Genomic DNA, 15596 nt, shown 5'->3' with positions numbered 1-15596 from the left:
GACACCTCTTGGTAAGCGCTTTCCCGGGTGCCGCTCCGAGCTTAGGGAAGGCGTTGGTGTGATGTCAATCACGGGCCGATTCGGAGAAGGTGCCCACCCGCGCTGGCAACCCCGTGGTGCGGACGGCCGGTCGAGCGCGGCGGAGGGAGGCCGGGGGGCAGGGCCCCTAGGGCGCGTCGGCGGGCTCGGGCTCGCGGGGAGCCACGGGAGCCGCGGAGGTCGCTGCGCGGCGGGGCGCCAGCGGCCAACGGAAGTTCGAGCCCTGCAGGGACGCCGCGGCCACCGCGATGACCGAGATCAGGATCAGCGCGACGGCCGGGGCCGCCGTCGTCCACGGGGCCCGTTCCACGTAGTCGATGCCCTCCGCGAGCAGCCGCCCCCACTCGGGGGCCGGCGGCTGCGCGCCCAGGCCCAGGAAGCCCAGCGACGCCAGCGCCAGGGCCACGCCCGGCAGGCGCAGCATCCCGTGCCGCGCCAGCGCCGGCGCCACCACGGGGACGACGTGCCGGACCATCACCTCGAACGGCCGCACGCCCGCCAGCGGCAGCCACTTCACGTGCGGCATCGCCTTGGCCTCCTCCACCAGCGCCACGGCGTGCGAGGCCAGCGGCGGCCAGCTCACCCACAGCACCGCCACGGCCGCGCCGCCGACCGTGGGCCCGAACAGGGCCGCGATGATCACACCCGCGATGATCGGCGGGGTCGCGTTGGCGACCTCGATGGGCCCGCGCACCGCATTCGGCACGAACGCCAGCACCAGCCCGACGGCGACCGCCGCCACCACGATGCCCAGCGCCGGCACCAGGGTGCCCAGCGCGCCGTGCGCCACCCGGGCGAGCAGGTCCCGCCCGCTCGCGTCCGCGCCGAACGGCAGCTCCCACGACGGCGCGGCGAGGCGCTCGTGCACGATCTCGAACGGATCCCGCGGCAGCCCGAGCACCAGCAGCAGCGCCAGCAGCGCGCACCCGACGCCGAACGTCCACTGCGCCAGCCGGTCCCCGTGCGGCCGCTCCGGCGGAGGGGAGACCGCGCCGGCGGGCAGCGGCCCGCCCAGCAGCCACAGCCGGGTCGCCGAGGCGGCGACCCCGATGACGACGGCGGCTGCCGCCATGGCGAGCACACCCGCCTGCAGGGCGGGCAGGTCCTGCGAATTCGCGGCGCCGAGCAGGTAGCGGCCCAGGCCGGGGATGGCGAAGACCTGCTCCACCGCGACGGCACCGCCGAGGACGCCGATGAAGATCAGTCCCACCTGGTCCACCACGGAGGCCAAAGCCCGGCGCAGGACCGCGGCGAGGACGACCCGCCGCGGTGCGCCGGAGAGGCACCACACCTGCACCCACGTCTCCCGGGAGGAGCCGGCGAGGGCGTCGCCGAGGAGGCGGCCGAAGAGCCCGCCGCCCGGGATGCCGAGCGCCAGCGCGGGCAGGACGGCCGAGCCGAACCCCGTCCAGCCGTACGGCGGCAGCCACTGCAGGTGCACCGCGACGATCACCAGCAGGCCGCTGGCGAGCAGGAACTCCGGCAGAGCCGTCATCGCGACGCCGACGGGTCCGGAGCCGCGCACCGGGCGGTCCCGGGCGATGGCCCGGAGAACCGGCGCCACCAGTGCGGCGGCGACGAGGAAGCTGACCAGCAGCGCCAGCACGGTGAGCGTCGCGGAGACGCCGACGGCGTGCCAGACCCCCGGGCCCACGGGCGCACCGGAGACCCACGAGGTCCCGAGGTCGCCGTGCAGGACGCCCTCCCACCAGCGGGCGCTGATGGCCACCGGGCCGCCCTCCAGCCCCAGCTCGGCGCGGACGGCCGCGATGGCCTCCGGCGTCGGCTCGAGCTCCGAGTATCGGGCGCGCAGCACGGACAGCGCCGGGTCCCGCTGGGAGAGCCAGGGCAGCGCCCCGACGATGCCGAGTAGGCCCAGTCCCGCGAGGATCCGCGAGATCAGGGCCCGGCGGTCACTGGTCCGCATCGGCGCCGCTCTCGGTCCGGCCTCCCTCGAGGCGCGTCTCGGCGGTCACGAGGGTGCGCTCGCGGGGGTCGCGGACCGCGTCCACCACGCCGCCGGTCTCGCCCTGGATGACGCGCTCGTGCAGCAGCGGGATGGCGGTGTCGGTCGCGAGGATCTCCGCCTCGGCCCGCATGATCGCCGCCCGCCGGCCGTCGCCGGCGGGCGCCTGGGAGGCCTTCGCGATGGCCGCGTCCACGTCCTCGTCGCAGAGCTGGGAAAGGTTGAACCCGCCGTCGCACGTGAAATCGGCACCGAAGTAGGCCACCGGGTCGCCGGAGTCCAGGATGGTGGCCCGGGAGAGGATGAAGGCGTCGAACGCACCCTCCAGCGCGTCCGACTCGATGAACTGGTACTCCCGCACGTCCTGCTCCACCACGAACCCGGCGGCCTCGAGCTGCTGCTCCAGCAGGACGGCGACCTCCGGCAGCTCGGCCCGGTCGGTGAAGGTGCCGAGGTTGATCCGCACGCCGTCGACGGCGGCCGGCTCGGCGCGCTCGGCGAGGATCGCGTGGTACTCCGGACCGCCGCGCTCCTCCAGCGTCCACGGCAGCGCCGGGCCGAGCAGGCCGACGGCCTCGTCCGCGCGGCCCTCGTACGCCGAGGCGATGATCTGCGCGCGATCAATCGCCTCGCGGGCCGCGGCGCGGACCGCCGGGTCCGCGAACGGGCCGGACTCCGCGTTCAGGTAGAGCGTGTTGGTGCGCGGCATCGGGACCTCGTGCAGCAGGTCCTCGTCGATCGAGGCGGCCTGGCCGGCCGGGACGGTCTCCACGACGTTCGCGGTGCCGGTGCGCAGGGCGGCGGCGCGGGCGGTGCCGTCCGGGACGAAGTCCGCGTCGATGCCGGCGGCGGCCGCCGGGGTGCCCCAGTAGTCGCTGTAGCGGTCCAGCGTGGCGCTCGAGGTGCCGTCCACCGCGACGAGCTCGAACGGCCCGGTGCCGGTGCCCACGGGGCTGATGGTGTCGCCGTCGTACGCCGCCTCCGACAGGATGGACAGCTGCGGGCTGGAGAGCCGGTTGGGCAGCAGCGGGTCCGGCGTGCCGGTGGTGAGGACCACCTGGTCGCCGTCGACCGCCACCTGGAGGTCGACGCCGTCGAGGATGCGCGGCAGCGGCGTGGACTCGGTGGCGACGCGCAGGGAGTTCGCGGCCGCCTCGGCGGTCAGCTCCGTGCCGTCGTGGAACGTCACGCCCTCGCGGATGGTGAAGCGCCAGGTCAGCTCGTCCGTCTGCTCCCACTCGGTGGCGAGCAGCGGGACGGGGTCGCTGGCGTCGTCGAGCGCCACCAGGGTCTCGGCGGTGTTCCAGCGGGAGAGCTTGAAGGCGTCGTCGCTCATGGGGTTCAGGCCCGAGCGCGGCGGCTGCATCATCGCCAGCGAGATCCGCTGGTCGTCGGAGCCGCCCGCGGCCCCGGCGGAATCGGCCGGGTCGGTGGAGAAGCAGCCGGACAGTGGGAGGGTGAGCGCGAGCGCACCGGCGGCGAGGAGGCCGGTGCCCGGGGTGAGCGTGCGGCGGCGGGCGGGTTGGCGGAGGTGGGTCATCGGATCTGTTCCTTGTCCTGGGGAAGGGAGGGGTCCTCGAGAAGGGAAAGGTCCTCGGGAAGGGAGGCGTCCTCGGGGGCGGAGTACTGGCGAGCCGGGCGGCCCGGAGCGTGGTGGTTCACGCTGCGGTCCGCGTCGTGGTGGTTCGCAGAGCGGCGGTTCGCGTCGGGTCGGCTCAGGGGGCGGTGCCGCAGCTCGTGGGCCGGTCGCAGGGCGTACCACGCCAGCGGCAGCATCAAGGCCGGCAGCGCGGCCGCGAGCGGCCAGGAGGCGAGCGTGCCGAAGCGCTCGGCGACGGAGCCGGTGGCGGTGGTGGCAAGGAAGGCGGTCAGCCCGCCGGCGGTCGGCAGGAAGGCCAGCCGGGTGGCGCGCCAACGGCTTGAGCCGCCCGCGATGAGCGACTGGGCGGACGGGTTGCCGAGCATCATGGAGACCCCGACCAGCACCGCGACCGCGCAGAACAGCCATGGCAGCGCCGCCGGCGCCAGGTAGGCCTGCCCAGTGAAGGCGACCGCGCAGGCCGCCGCCGAGACGTACAGGGCCAGCATGACCGCCGTGCAGCGGCCCAGCCGCTCCGCCAACCGGGAGAGCGGCCACTGCAACGCCAGGGTGGCGGCCGAGAGGCTCGCGGCGACGGTGCCCATGTGCCCGGCGGAGAGCGAGTGCTCGGCGAGGGCCAGCGGCACCGTGGAGAACAGCTGCGTGTAGACGGCCAGGAGGGCCGAGCAGGCGACCGCCAGGGGGACCACGCGCACCGGGTCCCCCGGGGCGGGTCGGGGCTCCGCGGCATCGGCCGCCGTACCGGGTCCTGCGGTGTCACCGGCGGTGGCAGCGTCGGCGGCCGCCTCCGTCCGCGGGACCAGCCGGTGCACGGAGAGCGCGGCCGCGACGAAGATCGCCGCCGACAGCGCCGCGAGCGACGCGGAGTGGTCCGGCATGAAGCGGGCGGCGCCGAGCGAGGCGATAATGCCGCCGGTCTCGCCGGCGAGGGCGAGCGCCGCAAAGGGGGCGGGGCCGCGGCGGGTGGCCGCTCCGCCGTCGTTCCCCTCCCTCCCGGGGCCGGGGTGGCTCCGGGTGCGGCGCGCGGCGTCGATGCCGCCCACCAGCGCGTCGACGGCGGGAGAGAAGAGCGCCCCGGCCATCCCGACCAGGACGACGCCGACCACGAACGCCGGGGCGTCCGGCGCCCATGCGATGATCCCGAACGCCAGGGCGCGCAGCAGGCAGCCGGCGACCAGCAGGCGGCGCGGGCCGAAGCGGTCGGTCAGGAACCCGCCGCACACGAACAGTCCCTGCTGGGCGATCACGCGCGCGCCCACCAGGGCGCCGATGGCGGCCGCGTCCAGCCCGAACCGGGACTGGCCGATCGCCGCGAAGAACGGCACCACCGAGGAGAAGCCGAGCATGAAGACCAGCTGCAGCACCAGGACGGCGCGCAGCGGTTGGGCCGTGCCGCCCGGCTCGACGGCGGGGACGGCGGGGACGGCGGGGACGGCGGGAGCGGCGCTCACGCGGCGCGCTCCGCGGTGCCCGGGCGGGAGGCGCCGGGTGCCGGCGTGACGACGCCGTCGCGCACCGTGAGGATGCGGTCGCAGCGGGCGGCGAGGGCGTCGTCGTGCGTGACGAGCAGCAGCGCGCCGCCCGTGCGGCCCGGCAGGGCGAGCAGCGCATCGGCGAGCCCGGCGGCGGTGCGGGCGTCGAGGGCACTGGTGGGCTCGTCGGCGACGATCAGCCGGGGTCCGACGGCGACCGCGCGGGCGATCGCTGCGCGCTGTGCCTGGCCGCCGGAGAGCTGGCGCGGCGTGCGGTCCAGCAGGGCCGGATCCAGGTGGGCGATCTTCGCCGCGGCGAGGATCCGGTCCGCGGCCGTGGCGGCATCGAGGGCGGCGCCGGCGGCGGCGCGGGCGTCGTGACGGCCCACGCCCAGGCGGTCGATGGCCCGCTCGATCGAGACGCGGACCGGGACACCCGGCGGCAGCGAGGCGCCCGCGTCCTGCGGGACTCCCTGGACCAGGTGGCGGCACCGCCGGTGCGGGGCCCGGCCCGCGCCGCAGAAGCGCTCGCCGGCCACGCTGACGTGGCCGGTGCTCGCGGTCCGCAGGCCGAGGACGATCTCCGCCAGCGTGGACTTGCCCGCGCCGGAGCGGCCGACGACGGCCACGGACTCGCCGGCGTGCAGGTCGAGGTCGGTGGGATGCAGAGCGGTGATGGGGCGCCGGCGCGTGCCGTAGGCGACGCTGATCCCGCGCGCCTTCAGGAGGGGTGCGCTCACGCGGCCACCGCCGTGCGGTCCGGGGCCGCGGCGCCGGTCAGGACGCGCCCGGCGTCGATCGTCATGAGGTCGGCGTCGAGCTGCTCCCGCACCAGCGGATCGTGGGTGGCGACCACCAGGGCGCTGCCCGTGGTCGCCGAGAGGTCCCGCAGCATCGCCAGCGTCTCATCGCGCGAGGTGTTGTCCAGGGCGCTCGTGGGCTCGTCGGCGATGACCAGCGCGGGGGAGCCGAGGAACGCGAGCGAGATCGCCACGCGCTGCAGCTGCCCGCCCGAGAGCTCGGCCGGACGCCGCCCGCCGATGGCCTCGGCGTCCAGTCCGACGGCGGCGAGCACCTCGGCCGTGCGGGCCGCGCCGGCGCGCGTGACGGCCCGGAGCTGGCGGGCCACGGGCAGCAGCGGGTGCAGGGCCTCGGACCCGCGCTGCGGGACGAACCCGATGCGCAGGCCCGGCGCCGCGGTGCGCGACCCGCTGAGGGCGGCGCCGGCGGGCAGGCGGCCGGTGAGCGAGGAGAGGAGCAGCGACTTGCCCGCGCCGGATGGCCCCATGACCACCGAGCGCGTGCCCGGGCGGAGGGCCAGTGCCTCCACGGCGAGCAGCGGCGCGCCGGTGCGGCGGGCCGTGACGGAGACGTCCTCGAGGGAGACCAGAGCGGTGCCTGAGGGCGAAGCGGTAAGCGGCGGAGCGGTGGCCATCGAGAGGTGTACTTCCTAGATCAGAGGTCGAAGCGCTGGTCCGAGGGAGACAAGGACCCTCTAGATGCGAATGATTCTGATTAAATCAGAAGTCCGGGCAGTCTGGTAATCCGTGACACCAGCCTGAACCGCCTGTGGGAGCCCTGGGCGCGACGAGCGTGGCCGCCCTCGCCCCGGTGGTCCTTGAGCCCGTCGTCGCGGGGGTCGAGCGCAAGGCCTCTGCCGGCGGTCCCGAGTCGCCTCGATAGCTCCGGGCTGGGGCCAGGAGTAAGGTCGCAGTACGTGAGCACTACTCCTTCCGTCACCCCCTCGTGGCGCATGTGGTCCATCTGGATCGTCGGTGTCCTGGCGTACGTCCTGGCCATCACCAACCGCACCTCGCTCTCCGCCGTCGGGGTGGACGCGGCCCAGCGGTTCGACGCCGACGCCTCCATGCTCTCGATGCTCGCGGTACTGCAGTTGGTGGTCTATGCCTCCATGCAGATCCCGGTGGGCCTGTGGTTGGACCGGTTCGGCGCACGCCCCATCATGGCGATCGGCATGATTCTGATGGCCGTGGGACAGATCGCCATCGCCTTCGCGCCGACCGTCGGCATCGCCGTCTTCGCCCGCATGCTCCTCGGCGCCGGCGACGCCGCCGTGTTCCCCGGCGTGCTGCGCCTCATCGCCACGTGGTTCCCCGCCCAGCGGAGCCCGGTGATGGTCCAGCTGACCGGCATCTTCGGCCAGCTGGGGCAGATCGTCGCCCTCATCCCGCTGGCGGCCCTGCTGCACTCGACCACCTGGTCCATCGCCTTCGGCGGCCTGGCCGGGCTCGGCGTGCTGTTCGCGATCCTCGTCTGGGCGCTGGTGAAGAACCATCCGCCGGAGCGGAGCGCGGACGTCTCCGTCAATACGGACACCGGAGCCATCGAGATCGTGCAAAGCTCCGTGGACACCCGAGTCGGCATCCGGGCCGCGTGGAGCCACCCGGGCACGCGGCTGGCGTTCTGGACGCACTTCTCCACACCGTTCGCCGGCACGGCGTTCGTCATCCTGTGGGGCATCCCCTTCCTGACGGTCGGTCAGGGCCTCAGCCTCGCCCAGGCCTCCGCCGTCGCCAGCACCCTGGTGGTGGCCGGCATCCTCGTCGGACCGCTCGTGGGCACCCTGTCCGCGCGGGCGCCGGTGCACCGCTCACGCCGGCTGGTCCTGCCCGCCGTCGGAATCCAGATGGCCGCCTGGCTGATCGTGATCCTCTGGCCGGGACCGGCACCGCTGTGGATGCTGTTCGTGCTGGCGATCGCGCTCGCCGTCGGCGGCCCGGCGTCGATGATCGCATTCGACCAGGCTCGCACCCACAATCCGAGCCATCGGCTCAGCACGGCCACCGGCATCACCAACGTGGGCGGGTTCCTGGCGGCGCTGCTGGCGATTCTGTTCATCGGCATGGCCATGGACCTGCAGGGCGCCAGCCAGCCCGCTGACTACACGCTGTCCGCGTTCAAGGTCGCGTTCCTCATGCAGGTTCCCCTGTGGCTTCTCGGCATGGTGTTCATCGTCATCGAGCGCAAGCGCACCCGCGTCTGGGTGGGGATCGAGGAGCCTCGCCGCCCCCGGATCAAGAAACCGAAGAGGAAGAAGTAAGGCATGAAGGCGCATGGACGCGGGACGACGGCGGCCGCCATCCGTCCAGCCCGAGGGGAGGAGCTGGACGCGGCGGCCCGCACCCTCGCCGCCGCCTTCGAGGACTACGCCTGGACGCGGTCGGCCATCCCCGAGGAGGGTTACGCGCAGCGCCTCGAGGAGCTCCAGCGGCTCTATCTCGGGCACGCGCTCCAAAACGGTCTGGTGCTCGTCGACGAGGGGATCACCGCCGTCGCCGCGTTTCTGCCACCCGATGCAGCCGAGCCCGAGCCCTCGGTGCACGAGCGGATCGCCGAACTCCACGGGGACCGCCTGACGGGGCTCATGGGGCTCAGTCTCCCGGACGTCCCCGACGGCGCCTGGACCCTGGAGACGGTCGGCGTCGATCCGAGCCGTCAGGGCACTGGCCTGGGCACGGCTCTGACGGCGGCGGGCCTCGCCGTCATCGACGAGCGCGGCGCACAGGTGGCCCTGCAGACGTCGGACGGCCGCAACGTGCGCCTCTACGAGCGACTCGGCTTCGCCGTCGTCGAAACGACGCAGGTCCCTGGCGGCCCGGTGGTGTACTCGATGGTTCGGGCTCAGGGAAGCTGACCGATGGTGTACCGGGAAAGGGCAACAGGACGATGAGTTGGACGCTTCGTCGCCTCCACAGAGTTGGACCAGCCGTCTAGTTTTCGGCCAACGAAGATGCTTCCCACGCTGCAAAGCTGCGGCCGTCCGGTGTCAGCCATGCAGTGCGACCATTGAGGCTGGCTTGACCAAGTGCAACCGCTCCGGCGGCCGACGGGGAGGAGAACACGACGTTGCGGGACAGGCGGCCGCGCTCGTTATTCACGACGATGCTTCCATCATTAACCAGCCCCTGTAGCGTCGCCTGCCGCATCTCGTATGCTCGTTCGGTCGAGGTGTTGTGGCCGTGCTTGGGTGGGCGCATGGCGGGGACAACGTAAGAACCGGCAAGCATCGTAAACTCGCCGTCGATCAGCTGGGCGCTTGCATCCACGGCTAGTTTGGGCCGTTGAAGGCGGAAAACCGGTGAGCCTGGCACGTCGGCTAGGAAGCTCGCGGTCGATGATGCTGACACGTTCTCGGCGGGGCTCGTCGGGATGGAGCCGATCTCGAGGTCGGCCGGAGCCGGAGTTGGCCGACCGCGGAAAAGATCCACGCCTAGGACGGGGAGTACGATGCGCAGTTGCTCGATGAAGTAGTTCATGTCCGACTCGTCAGCTTCAGGCAGGTCGGCCCCGCCCGTCGGCTCGTTGCCGTTCTCGAGCGGAACGCGCCCAATGGACTTCGCCAGGCGAACGAGCTGCGACTCGATGAAACGGACGTGCGCGCTGGTCAGGTTTGCATCCTTGGAGGTCACGACGACGACCTCATTCCAGAAGTCCTTTTTGGAGTCGTGGTTGAGAAGGCGCTTGGCGACATCGTCGCTCTGGCCAATGTACGCAAGCTTCCCACCGCTGGTCGGATCCTCGCCAAGCAAGAGATAGATCCCGGTTCGCTTCGCTTCATCACGTTTGCGAATGGTGTCGAGCTGTTCGCGTTTGCCCTTCAGCAGGTGGCCGGTCCAATTCATGATTTCAGCGGTCATGAGGCCGCCGGCCGTTCCGTCGACCAAAAAGAGTCGTACCTGTTTGCCCGCCACGCTTCCCCCGAATGCTCGCTGTTGATGGCGTCCAAACTAGCGTAGAAGACGAGGCCGGAACGCCGTAAGCGCCGGATGATTCATCGTTTCCTGTACTCTGGCGGAATGCCTGCCAGTACTGGTTCCCTCACTCGCGTCACCGCGCTGTCCCGGCTCGGCTACGCACTCTCCGACCCGACGCGCGCCGGCATCCTCCTCGCCCTCCGCGAGGCCCCGGCCTACCCGTCCTATCTCGCCGAAGCGCTCGGCGTCTCCCGGCAGGTCATGTCCAACCAGCTGACGTGCCTGCGCGGCTGCGGCCTGGTCGAGGCGACGCCGGAGGGGCGGCGCACGCTCTACCGCCTGGCCGACGGCCACCTCGCCCCGGCGCTGGAGCAGTTGATGAGTGTGGTGGTCGCGGCCGAGCCGGACTGCTGCAACGGCGCGGGGTGCACCTGCTGATGGCCGCCCGCACGCTCACCGACGAACGCCGCCGCACCCTGCACCGCCGGATCAAGCTGATCGTGGCCGGGACCATCGGATACAACCTCGTCGAGGCCGTCATCGCCATCTCCGCCGGGGCCATCGCATCCTCGGTGGCGCTGATCGGCTTCGGGCTCGACTCCACCATCGAGGTCCTCTCCGCGACCGCCGTCGCCTGGCAGTTCACGCGCCGCGATCCCGAGCGCTGGGAGAAGCCCACCCTCCGGGTCATCGCCGTCGCGTTCTTCGCGCTCGCCGCCTACGTCGGTACGACGTCGGTGCTCACCCTGGTCACGCAGGCCCGGCCGGAGCACAGCACGGTCGGCATCGTGCTCACGGCGCTGAGTCTGATCGTCATGCCCGCCCTGTCCTACGCCGAGCGCCGGGCGGGCCGGGAGGTCGGCTCGGCGACCGCCGTGGCGGACTCCAAGCAGACGCTGATCTGCGCGTACCTCTCGGCGGCCGTCCTCGCCGGGCTGGTCCTGAACAGCCTCCTCGGCTGGTGGTGGGCGGACGCCGTGGCCGGTCTGGTCATCGTGGCCTTCGCGATCCGCGAGGGGATCGAGGCCTGGCAGGGCGACACGTGCGGCATGTCCGTCGGCATGATCCTCGAGGACGACGACGCCGCCGAGGATCACTGCCACGGCGACGAGCGCTGCTGCTGAGGCAGGACGGCTGGCTCGCGACTTGAGCGCAAAAATCCTGCCCGCGGTGTGGCGACGCCGAATCACTGCGCCAGGGCCGGCGTGTCTCAAGAAGTGAGACCCATACCATGGGGACGTCCAGAACGTCCAACCAGCAAAGTCCGCCCCACTGGGGCAAGGCTTGTTGGACATTCAGAGTGGGGTTTGCGTACCCGGCGCGGTCGACGCGCTTTGAGACGTCAGCCGCTGCGGCGGGACGAGCTGCGCGGCCGGAAACGGGTCGTCGTCCGGCGGTGCGCCACGGTAGGCGGGTCGGTCATGCACTGCTCCAGCAGGTCCAGCAGATCGTTTCACGTGGCCGCCGGATTGAGATGGATGGCGCTGATCGGCGGGCGCACGTGGCGGCGTGCTCCGAATCGGAGCCAGTGGCCACCAGGACGTCGTCCGGCACGTGCAGACCGCCGGCCTGCAGGCCTGACTGGACCCCGGCGGCGAAATGGTCCAGCACGGTGCGGCAGCTCGCGGCGTCGTCCTCCGAAGCCCAGGCCTGGAAGTCCGGGCGCTGCGGGTCGGCGCCCTGCGTGACGTACGGGATGCCCCGGTTGCGCAGGAGCTCGACCACCGGATCGTTCCGGTGCGGGTTCAGGACGATGTACCCGTCCAGCATGAAGGAGATGATGGGGATGCTCCGGCCTGTCAGGTCCGGCACCAGCATGGGGGCGAGTCCGCGCTCCAGCGCCTTGGCGCTGAGCACGCCCACGATCCGCTGGAACACGTCCACGCCCGGCACGTCACCCGTGCCAGGATTTTGGGCTGGGCAACAGGGCAGATGGAGCGCCTCCACAAGCCGCCCCCACGCGTGGTTTCAGAAGGATGAGCCCTCGGCAGAGGCGGTTTCCTTATAAACCCCCGAGCGAACTACAGAGGCGGCTCGTCTAGTCCGTCCGTTGGACCTGTTGAGCGGAGAACCACTCGCTATCGATCTTGCCCGCGTGCCAGTTCAGGAGGTTTTCCATTGCCTCGGCTACCAGCTTGGTTGCCGAAGAGGTGTGAATACCTATTGTTTCCGAGGAAATCTCGTCTTCGGCAATTGCCTTGTCGACTTCTTCGTAGACTTTCATTCTAACTTGCCCAATCCACGAGGTGACCCCGTCGTTCTGCGAAGCGAGAAGAGCGATTGCCTTCACAAAAAGCTCATTGGCTTGAAACATTTTGACGTACGTCTCTGCCGTCTTCGTGCCCTGCAATGCGCACTCGGCTTCGAGTCGAAGAACTCCAGTAAGGCAAACAACGGCCTCCGTGCGGCGGTCCGCTTGGCGATGGCGATCAAGCTGCTTGATTTGTGACGCAACTACAAGCGCTGCAATCGTCGGCCAGACGACTCGTCAGTACCTAGAAAGTTCGAGCGCATCAGGACCCCTGATCTTGCGCACTCTATGAGTCACGGTTGCGCAGCCGACACGGGTGGCTACCCCCGCGAGGGGCGGAACTGCGCCGGGACCTCGCGCTCCCCGGTGGCCAGGCCGGCCGCCAACGTCCCGAGCAGCGGCGCGAACTTCCCGCCGTGGCCCGAGCACGCGGAGACCACCGTGAGCCCCTCGTGCCGGTCGAACACGAAGTCCTCGTCCGGGGTGTTCGTGAACAGGCAGGTCGTCTCGGCGTAGGGCTCGGGCTCGACGCCGGGCAGGTACGCGGCGACGTAGTCGGTGATGCGCCGGCGCTGCTCGTCCGTGATCCGGCCGGTCTGCGCGGAGGCATCCGGGACCGGCGTGCCGCCGTTGAACTCCGCGACCTTCTGCCCGGCGAAGCCCGCGTCCCGACCGCCCGGCAGCGTGTAGACGATCATCTCCGGCAGGTAGTGGATGCTGGTCGGCCACGGCGACGCGTTCTCCGCGAAGGACTCGTTGCGGTACGGGAAGTGGAAGGCGGCCTCCTGCATCACCGTGAACTCCGGCAGCGCCCGCGTGAACGCCGTCGGCAGGTCCAGCCGGCCCAGCATCCGCGGCAGCCAGCCGCCCGCGGCGACCACCACGCGGTGCGCGGACAGCCGCCGGCCGTCGTCGGACTCCAGCATGTACCCGGCGCCCCGGCGGGTCACCGCGGCGACGGGCCAGTCCGTCAGCAGCGTGGCGGACTGTCCGACGGCGGCCGCGACCATCGCGTTCACCGTCGACTCCGCGTCCAGCACCCCGGCGGACGGGTGCCAGAGCGTCTCGGTCCCGAAGGCGAACCGGTCGCCGAAGCGCTCGGCCGCCGCGGCGGGGGAGAGGAGCTCGTGCTCCACCCCGGTCTCGGCCAGCAGGCGGGCCAGGCCGCGCGGGTCGCGGCGCTCGCCGGCGTCGAGGCAGCCGGTGCGCGTGATCAGCGGGGCGCCGTGGAGCCGCTCGAGCTCGGCCCAGCCCTCCTCGGCCTCGCGCAGCAGCCGTGTGTAGAGCGGATCCGGGTAGCCGTAGCGGAAGATCCGGGCCGACCCGTGGGACGAGCCGCTCGCGTTCGCCGGCCCGGAGGCGTCCAGCAGGGCCACCCGGTGCCCCGCCTGTGCCAGGCGCCAGGCCGTCGCCGCGCCGGCGAGACCGGCCCCGACGACGGCGTAGTCCACGGCGTCGTTCACTGAGGGCCCCCTACTCGGCAGCGCCGGTCGTCTCGGTGTCGAGGGCGGCGACCATCCGCACGGCGCGGGCCGCCTCGGCGCCCTTCTTCACGAAGTGGTCGTAGAAGAACGTCTCGTGCTCCGCCGTCTGGAAGTGGTGGGGCGTCAGGCTGACGGAGAACGTCGGGACGCCGGTGTCCAGCTGGACGCGCATGAGCCCGTCCACCACGGCCTGGGCGACGAAGTCGTGCCGGTAGATGCCGCCGTCGACCACCAGCGCCGCGGCGACCACGGCGTCGAACCGGCCGGACGCGGCGAGGCGCTGCGCCTGCAGCGGCATCTCGAACGCGCCGGGCACCGTGAGGACCTCCAGCTGGTGCTCCTGCCCTGCGGCGTCCATGTCCGCGACGAAGCCCTCCAGGGCCCGGTCGACGATCTCCGCATGCCATCCGGCCTTGATGAAGGCCACGTTCAGGCGCCGTGTCATGGTGCTCCCTCGGTCCACTCGCAGGGACCGCTGGCCGGCCCCGTCAGGGGTTCATCCTAGGTCCCGCGCCGGCCGATCTGTTGAAGATGTTGCGGCATCGTGTAGAGCCACGGCGTCCACGGGCGGGCCCAGACGAAGAGCACGGTGATCGCGAGCGTCGCCGCGGTCAGGACCAGCACGTGGGCCGTGTCCGGCAGGGCACCCGCCGGGAGGACCCGGTCCCGCAGGAGCACCAGGACCGGGAAGTGCACCACGTAGACGACGATCGAGCTGCGCCCACACCAGGTCACGAAGCGCTGGAACGCCGACTGCGGCAGGCGCGGCGCGATCCAGACGATCACCGCGATCCCCAGGGCGGACAGCCCCGCGCCAATCAGCGACGCGAAGCTGGGGACGCCGGCCCGCACCGTCGCGTAGGACGCCGCGGCCACCAGGAGCAGGACGGGCACGACGGCGGCCCAGGGCGCGTCGAGCCAGCGCCGCAGAGAGGGCCGGGCCCAGGCGCCGAGGAAGAAGAACGCGCCGTACCAGAGCGTGTTCCCCCTCAGCCCCGGCTCGACCGCCACCGCGGTGGCCAGGAGCACCGCCGCGGCGAAGACCAGCAGATAGCCCCAGTGGTGGGTCTCCGGCAGCGCCGCGATGAGCGGCTTGAACAGCACGGTGAGCCCGTAGCAGGCCAGCAGGGCGATGAGGAACCACAGGTAGTCCCCGCTGGTCAGGTACCGGAAGGGATCGGCGGGGATCCCGAATCCGTCCCGGGCGAGCAGCCCGTACAGGACCAGCCAGACCGCCAGCGGCCAGGCGATGGCGGTGATCTTCCCGCGCACGTACTGGGGGAGCGGCTTGGCCACGGAGCGCTCCACCAGCAAGCCCGAGAGGAACATCAGCAGCGGCATGCGGTACGGCGCCAGGTACTCGTTGGCGTCCGTCCACCACGGCAGCGCGACGCCGCCGTGCTCGTTGGAGTGCATGACCACCACGAGCAGCACGGCCAGGCCGCGCAGGAAGTCCATCCAGTGGAGCCGGGGCGAGGCCAGCGCGGGATCGTGCGGCCGATCGCTCATCCGGCGGCCCGCGCTTCGCTGCCGCGCCGGCCGGCGCGCGCCCGGTGGCGGCGGACGGCGTCCCGGTTGGCGCAGCGCACGGAGCAGTAGCGCTGGCGGCCGTTGCGCGTGACGTCCACGACGACGGCGCTGCACGGGTCCTCGCCCGTGGCGCCCGCCGCGCACCGGGACAGGCGGTGCATGCCCCGGGTGGTCAGGTGCAGCGCGGTGCCGACGCTGATCACCGCGCGGAGCACGTGGGGCAGGCCCTGGTGGTCGTCCCGGTAGTGGAGGTGCCAGCCCTCGTCGTCGTGGTCCGTCAGCCGCGGGTAGGCCGTGGCCGCGGCCATCATGGCGTTCAGCAGGCCGGCCCGCCGGGACTCCTCGGCCGCGTCGACGACGGCCAGCCACTCGTCGATCACGGCGCGCGTGGCGGCGAGATCGTCGTCCCGCACCGGGAACGCCATGGTCATGCCGAACCGCCGCGTCCTCGCCTCCAGCGCGTCGCGGTCCGCGGGCCAGTCGTTCGCCAGCGACGCGGCGAGCAGGACCGCATACTCGCCGTAAGGGTTGAGTTGCAT

The 15596-nt window shown here is 72.1% G+C and carries 16 protein-coding genes; 4 read left to right on the top strand and 12 right to left on the bottom strand.

Going from position 1 to position 15596, the window contains the following annotated elements; translation table 11 throughout:
• Nucleotides 1-166 precede the first annotated feature (166 nt).
• From RIN46_RS00775 to RIN46_RS00755, 5 genes are read right to left on the bottom strand one after another with little or no spacing between them, the layout of a single operon-like run.
• The gene (locus RIN46_RS00775; protein WP_309080693.1) at nucleotides 167-1966 is read right to left on the bottom strand and encodes an ABC transporter permease subunit; all 1800 of its coding nucleotides are present in this window, start codon (nucleotides 1964-1966) and stop codon (nucleotides 167-169) included.
• A complete protein-coding gene (locus RIN46_RS00770) occupies nucleotides 1953-3545 on the bottom strand; it encodes an ABC transporter substrate-binding protein (RefSeq protein WP_309080694.1) in 1593 nt (530 codons plus the stop codon). Before RIN46_RS00770 ends, RIN46_RS00775 begins: the two co-directional genes overlap by 14 nt.
• Nucleotides 3542-5056: an MFS transporter gene (locus RIN46_RS00765; RefSeq protein WP_309080695.1), complete on the bottom strand. Its 1515-nt coding sequence runs from the start codon at nucleotides 5054-5056 to the stop codon at nucleotides 3542-3544. The genes RIN46_RS00770 and RIN46_RS00765 overlap by 4 nt, the downstream gene beginning before the upstream one ends.
• On the bottom strand, nucleotides 5053-5817 hold the full coding sequence (locus tag RIN46_RS00760) for an ATP-binding cassette domain-containing protein (protein ID WP_309080696.1): 765 nt from the start codon (nucleotides 5815-5817) through the stop codon (nucleotides 5053-5055). Before RIN46_RS00760 ends, RIN46_RS00765 begins: the two co-directional genes overlap by 4 nt.
• The gene (locus tag RIN46_RS00755) at nucleotides 5814-6512 is read right to left on the bottom strand and encodes an ATP-binding cassette domain-containing protein (RefSeq protein WP_309080697.1); all 699 of its coding nucleotides are present in this window, start codon (nucleotides 6510-6512) and stop codon (nucleotides 5814-5816) included. The genes RIN46_RS00760 and RIN46_RS00755 overlap by 4 nt, the downstream gene beginning before the upstream one ends.
• A 318-nt stretch (nucleotides 6513-6830) precedes the next feature.
• Between RIN46_RS00755 and RIN46_RS00750 the strand changes: the two genes are divergently transcribed.
• Nucleotides 6831-8138 carry an MFS transporter gene (locus RIN46_RS00750; RefSeq protein ID WP_309080842.1) on the top strand — a complete coding sequence of 436 codons (1308 nt, stop codon included), beginning with the start codon at nucleotides 6831-6833 and terminating at the stop codon, nucleotides 8136-8138.
• A 3-nt stretch (nucleotides 8139-8141) separates the two neighbouring features.
• Entirely contained in the window at nucleotides 8142-8732 is a 591-nt protein-coding gene (locus RIN46_RS00745) for a GNAT family N-acetyltransferase (RefSeq protein ID WP_309080698.1), read from the top strand.
• Nucleotides 8733-8808: 76 nt separating this feature from the next.
• Here RIN46_RS00745 and RIN46_RS00740 read toward each other — a convergent pair whose 3' ends face one another.
• Nucleotides 8809-9789, bottom strand: a complete 981-nt coding sequence (locus RIN46_RS00740) for a GIY-YIG nuclease family protein (RefSeq protein ID WP_309080699.1) — start codon at nucleotides 9787-9789, stop codon at nucleotides 8809-8811.
• Between the two features lie 105 nt (nucleotides 9790-9894).
• Between RIN46_RS00740 and RIN46_RS00735 the strand changes: the two genes are divergently transcribed.
• On the top strand, nucleotides 9895-10230 hold the full coding sequence (locus RIN46_RS00735) for a metalloregulator ArsR/SmtB family transcription factor (RefSeq protein ID WP_309080700.1): 336 nt from the start codon (nucleotides 9895-9897) through the stop codon (nucleotides 10228-10230).
• Nucleotides 10230-10916, top strand: a complete 687-nt coding sequence (locus RIN46_RS00730; RefSeq protein WP_309080701.1) for a cation transporter — start codon at nucleotides 10230-10232, stop codon at nucleotides 10914-10916. The genes RIN46_RS00735 and RIN46_RS00730 overlap by 1 nt, the downstream gene beginning before the upstream one ends.
• 295 nt (nucleotides 10917-11211) lie before the next feature.
• On the opposite strand, the gene RIN46_RS00725 is transcribed toward RIN46_RS00730, so the two are convergent.
• The 6 genes from RIN46_RS00725 to RIN46_RS00700 form a co-directional block, all read right to left on the bottom strand.
• Nucleotides 11212-11676 carry a hypothetical protein gene (locus RIN46_RS00725; RefSeq protein ID WP_309080702.1) on the bottom strand — a complete coding sequence of 155 codons (465 nt, stop codon included), beginning with the start codon at nucleotides 11674-11676 and terminating at the stop codon, nucleotides 11212-11214.
• Nucleotides 11677-11830: 154 nt separating this feature from the next.
• Nucleotides 11831-12082: a hypothetical protein gene (locus RIN46_RS00720; protein ID WP_309080703.1), complete on the bottom strand. Its 252-nt coding sequence runs from the start codon at nucleotides 12080-12082 to the stop codon at nucleotides 11831-11833.
• A gap of 281 nt (nucleotides 12083-12363) precedes the next feature.
• The gene (locus RIN46_RS00715; RefSeq protein ID WP_309080704.1) at nucleotides 12364-13506 is read right to left on the bottom strand and encodes an FAD-dependent oxidoreductase; all 1143 of its coding nucleotides are present in this window, start codon (nucleotides 13504-13506) and stop codon (nucleotides 12364-12366) included.
• Nucleotides 13507-13516: 10 nt separating this feature from the next.
• Complete coding sequence (locus tag RIN46_RS00710) at nucleotides 13517-13972, bottom strand: 6,7-dimethyl-8-ribityllumazine synthase (RefSeq protein WP_309080705.1); 456 nt, start codon at nucleotides 13970-13972, stop codon at nucleotides 13517-13519.
• A gap of 56 nt (nucleotides 13973-14028) precedes the next feature.
• Nucleotides 14029-15036 carry an acyltransferase gene (locus tag RIN46_RS00705; RefSeq protein ID WP_309080706.1) on the bottom strand — a complete coding sequence of 336 codons (1008 nt, stop codon included), beginning with the start codon at nucleotides 15034-15036 and terminating at the stop codon, nucleotides 14029-14031.
• On the bottom strand, nucleotides 15033-15596 hold the full coding sequence (locus tag RIN46_RS00700; RefSeq protein WP_309080707.1) for a CGNR zinc finger domain-containing protein: 564 nt from the start codon (nucleotides 15594-15596) through the stop codon (nucleotides 15033-15035). The genes RIN46_RS00705 and RIN46_RS00700 overlap by 4 nt, the downstream gene beginning before the upstream one ends.

The organism is Zhihengliuella sp., assembly GCF_031178195.1.
Lineage (GTDB): Bacteria > Actinomycetota > Actinomycetes > Actinomycetales > Micrococcaceae > Zhihengliuella.
This window is presented reverse-complemented; position numbering and strand designations above follow the sequence as displayed.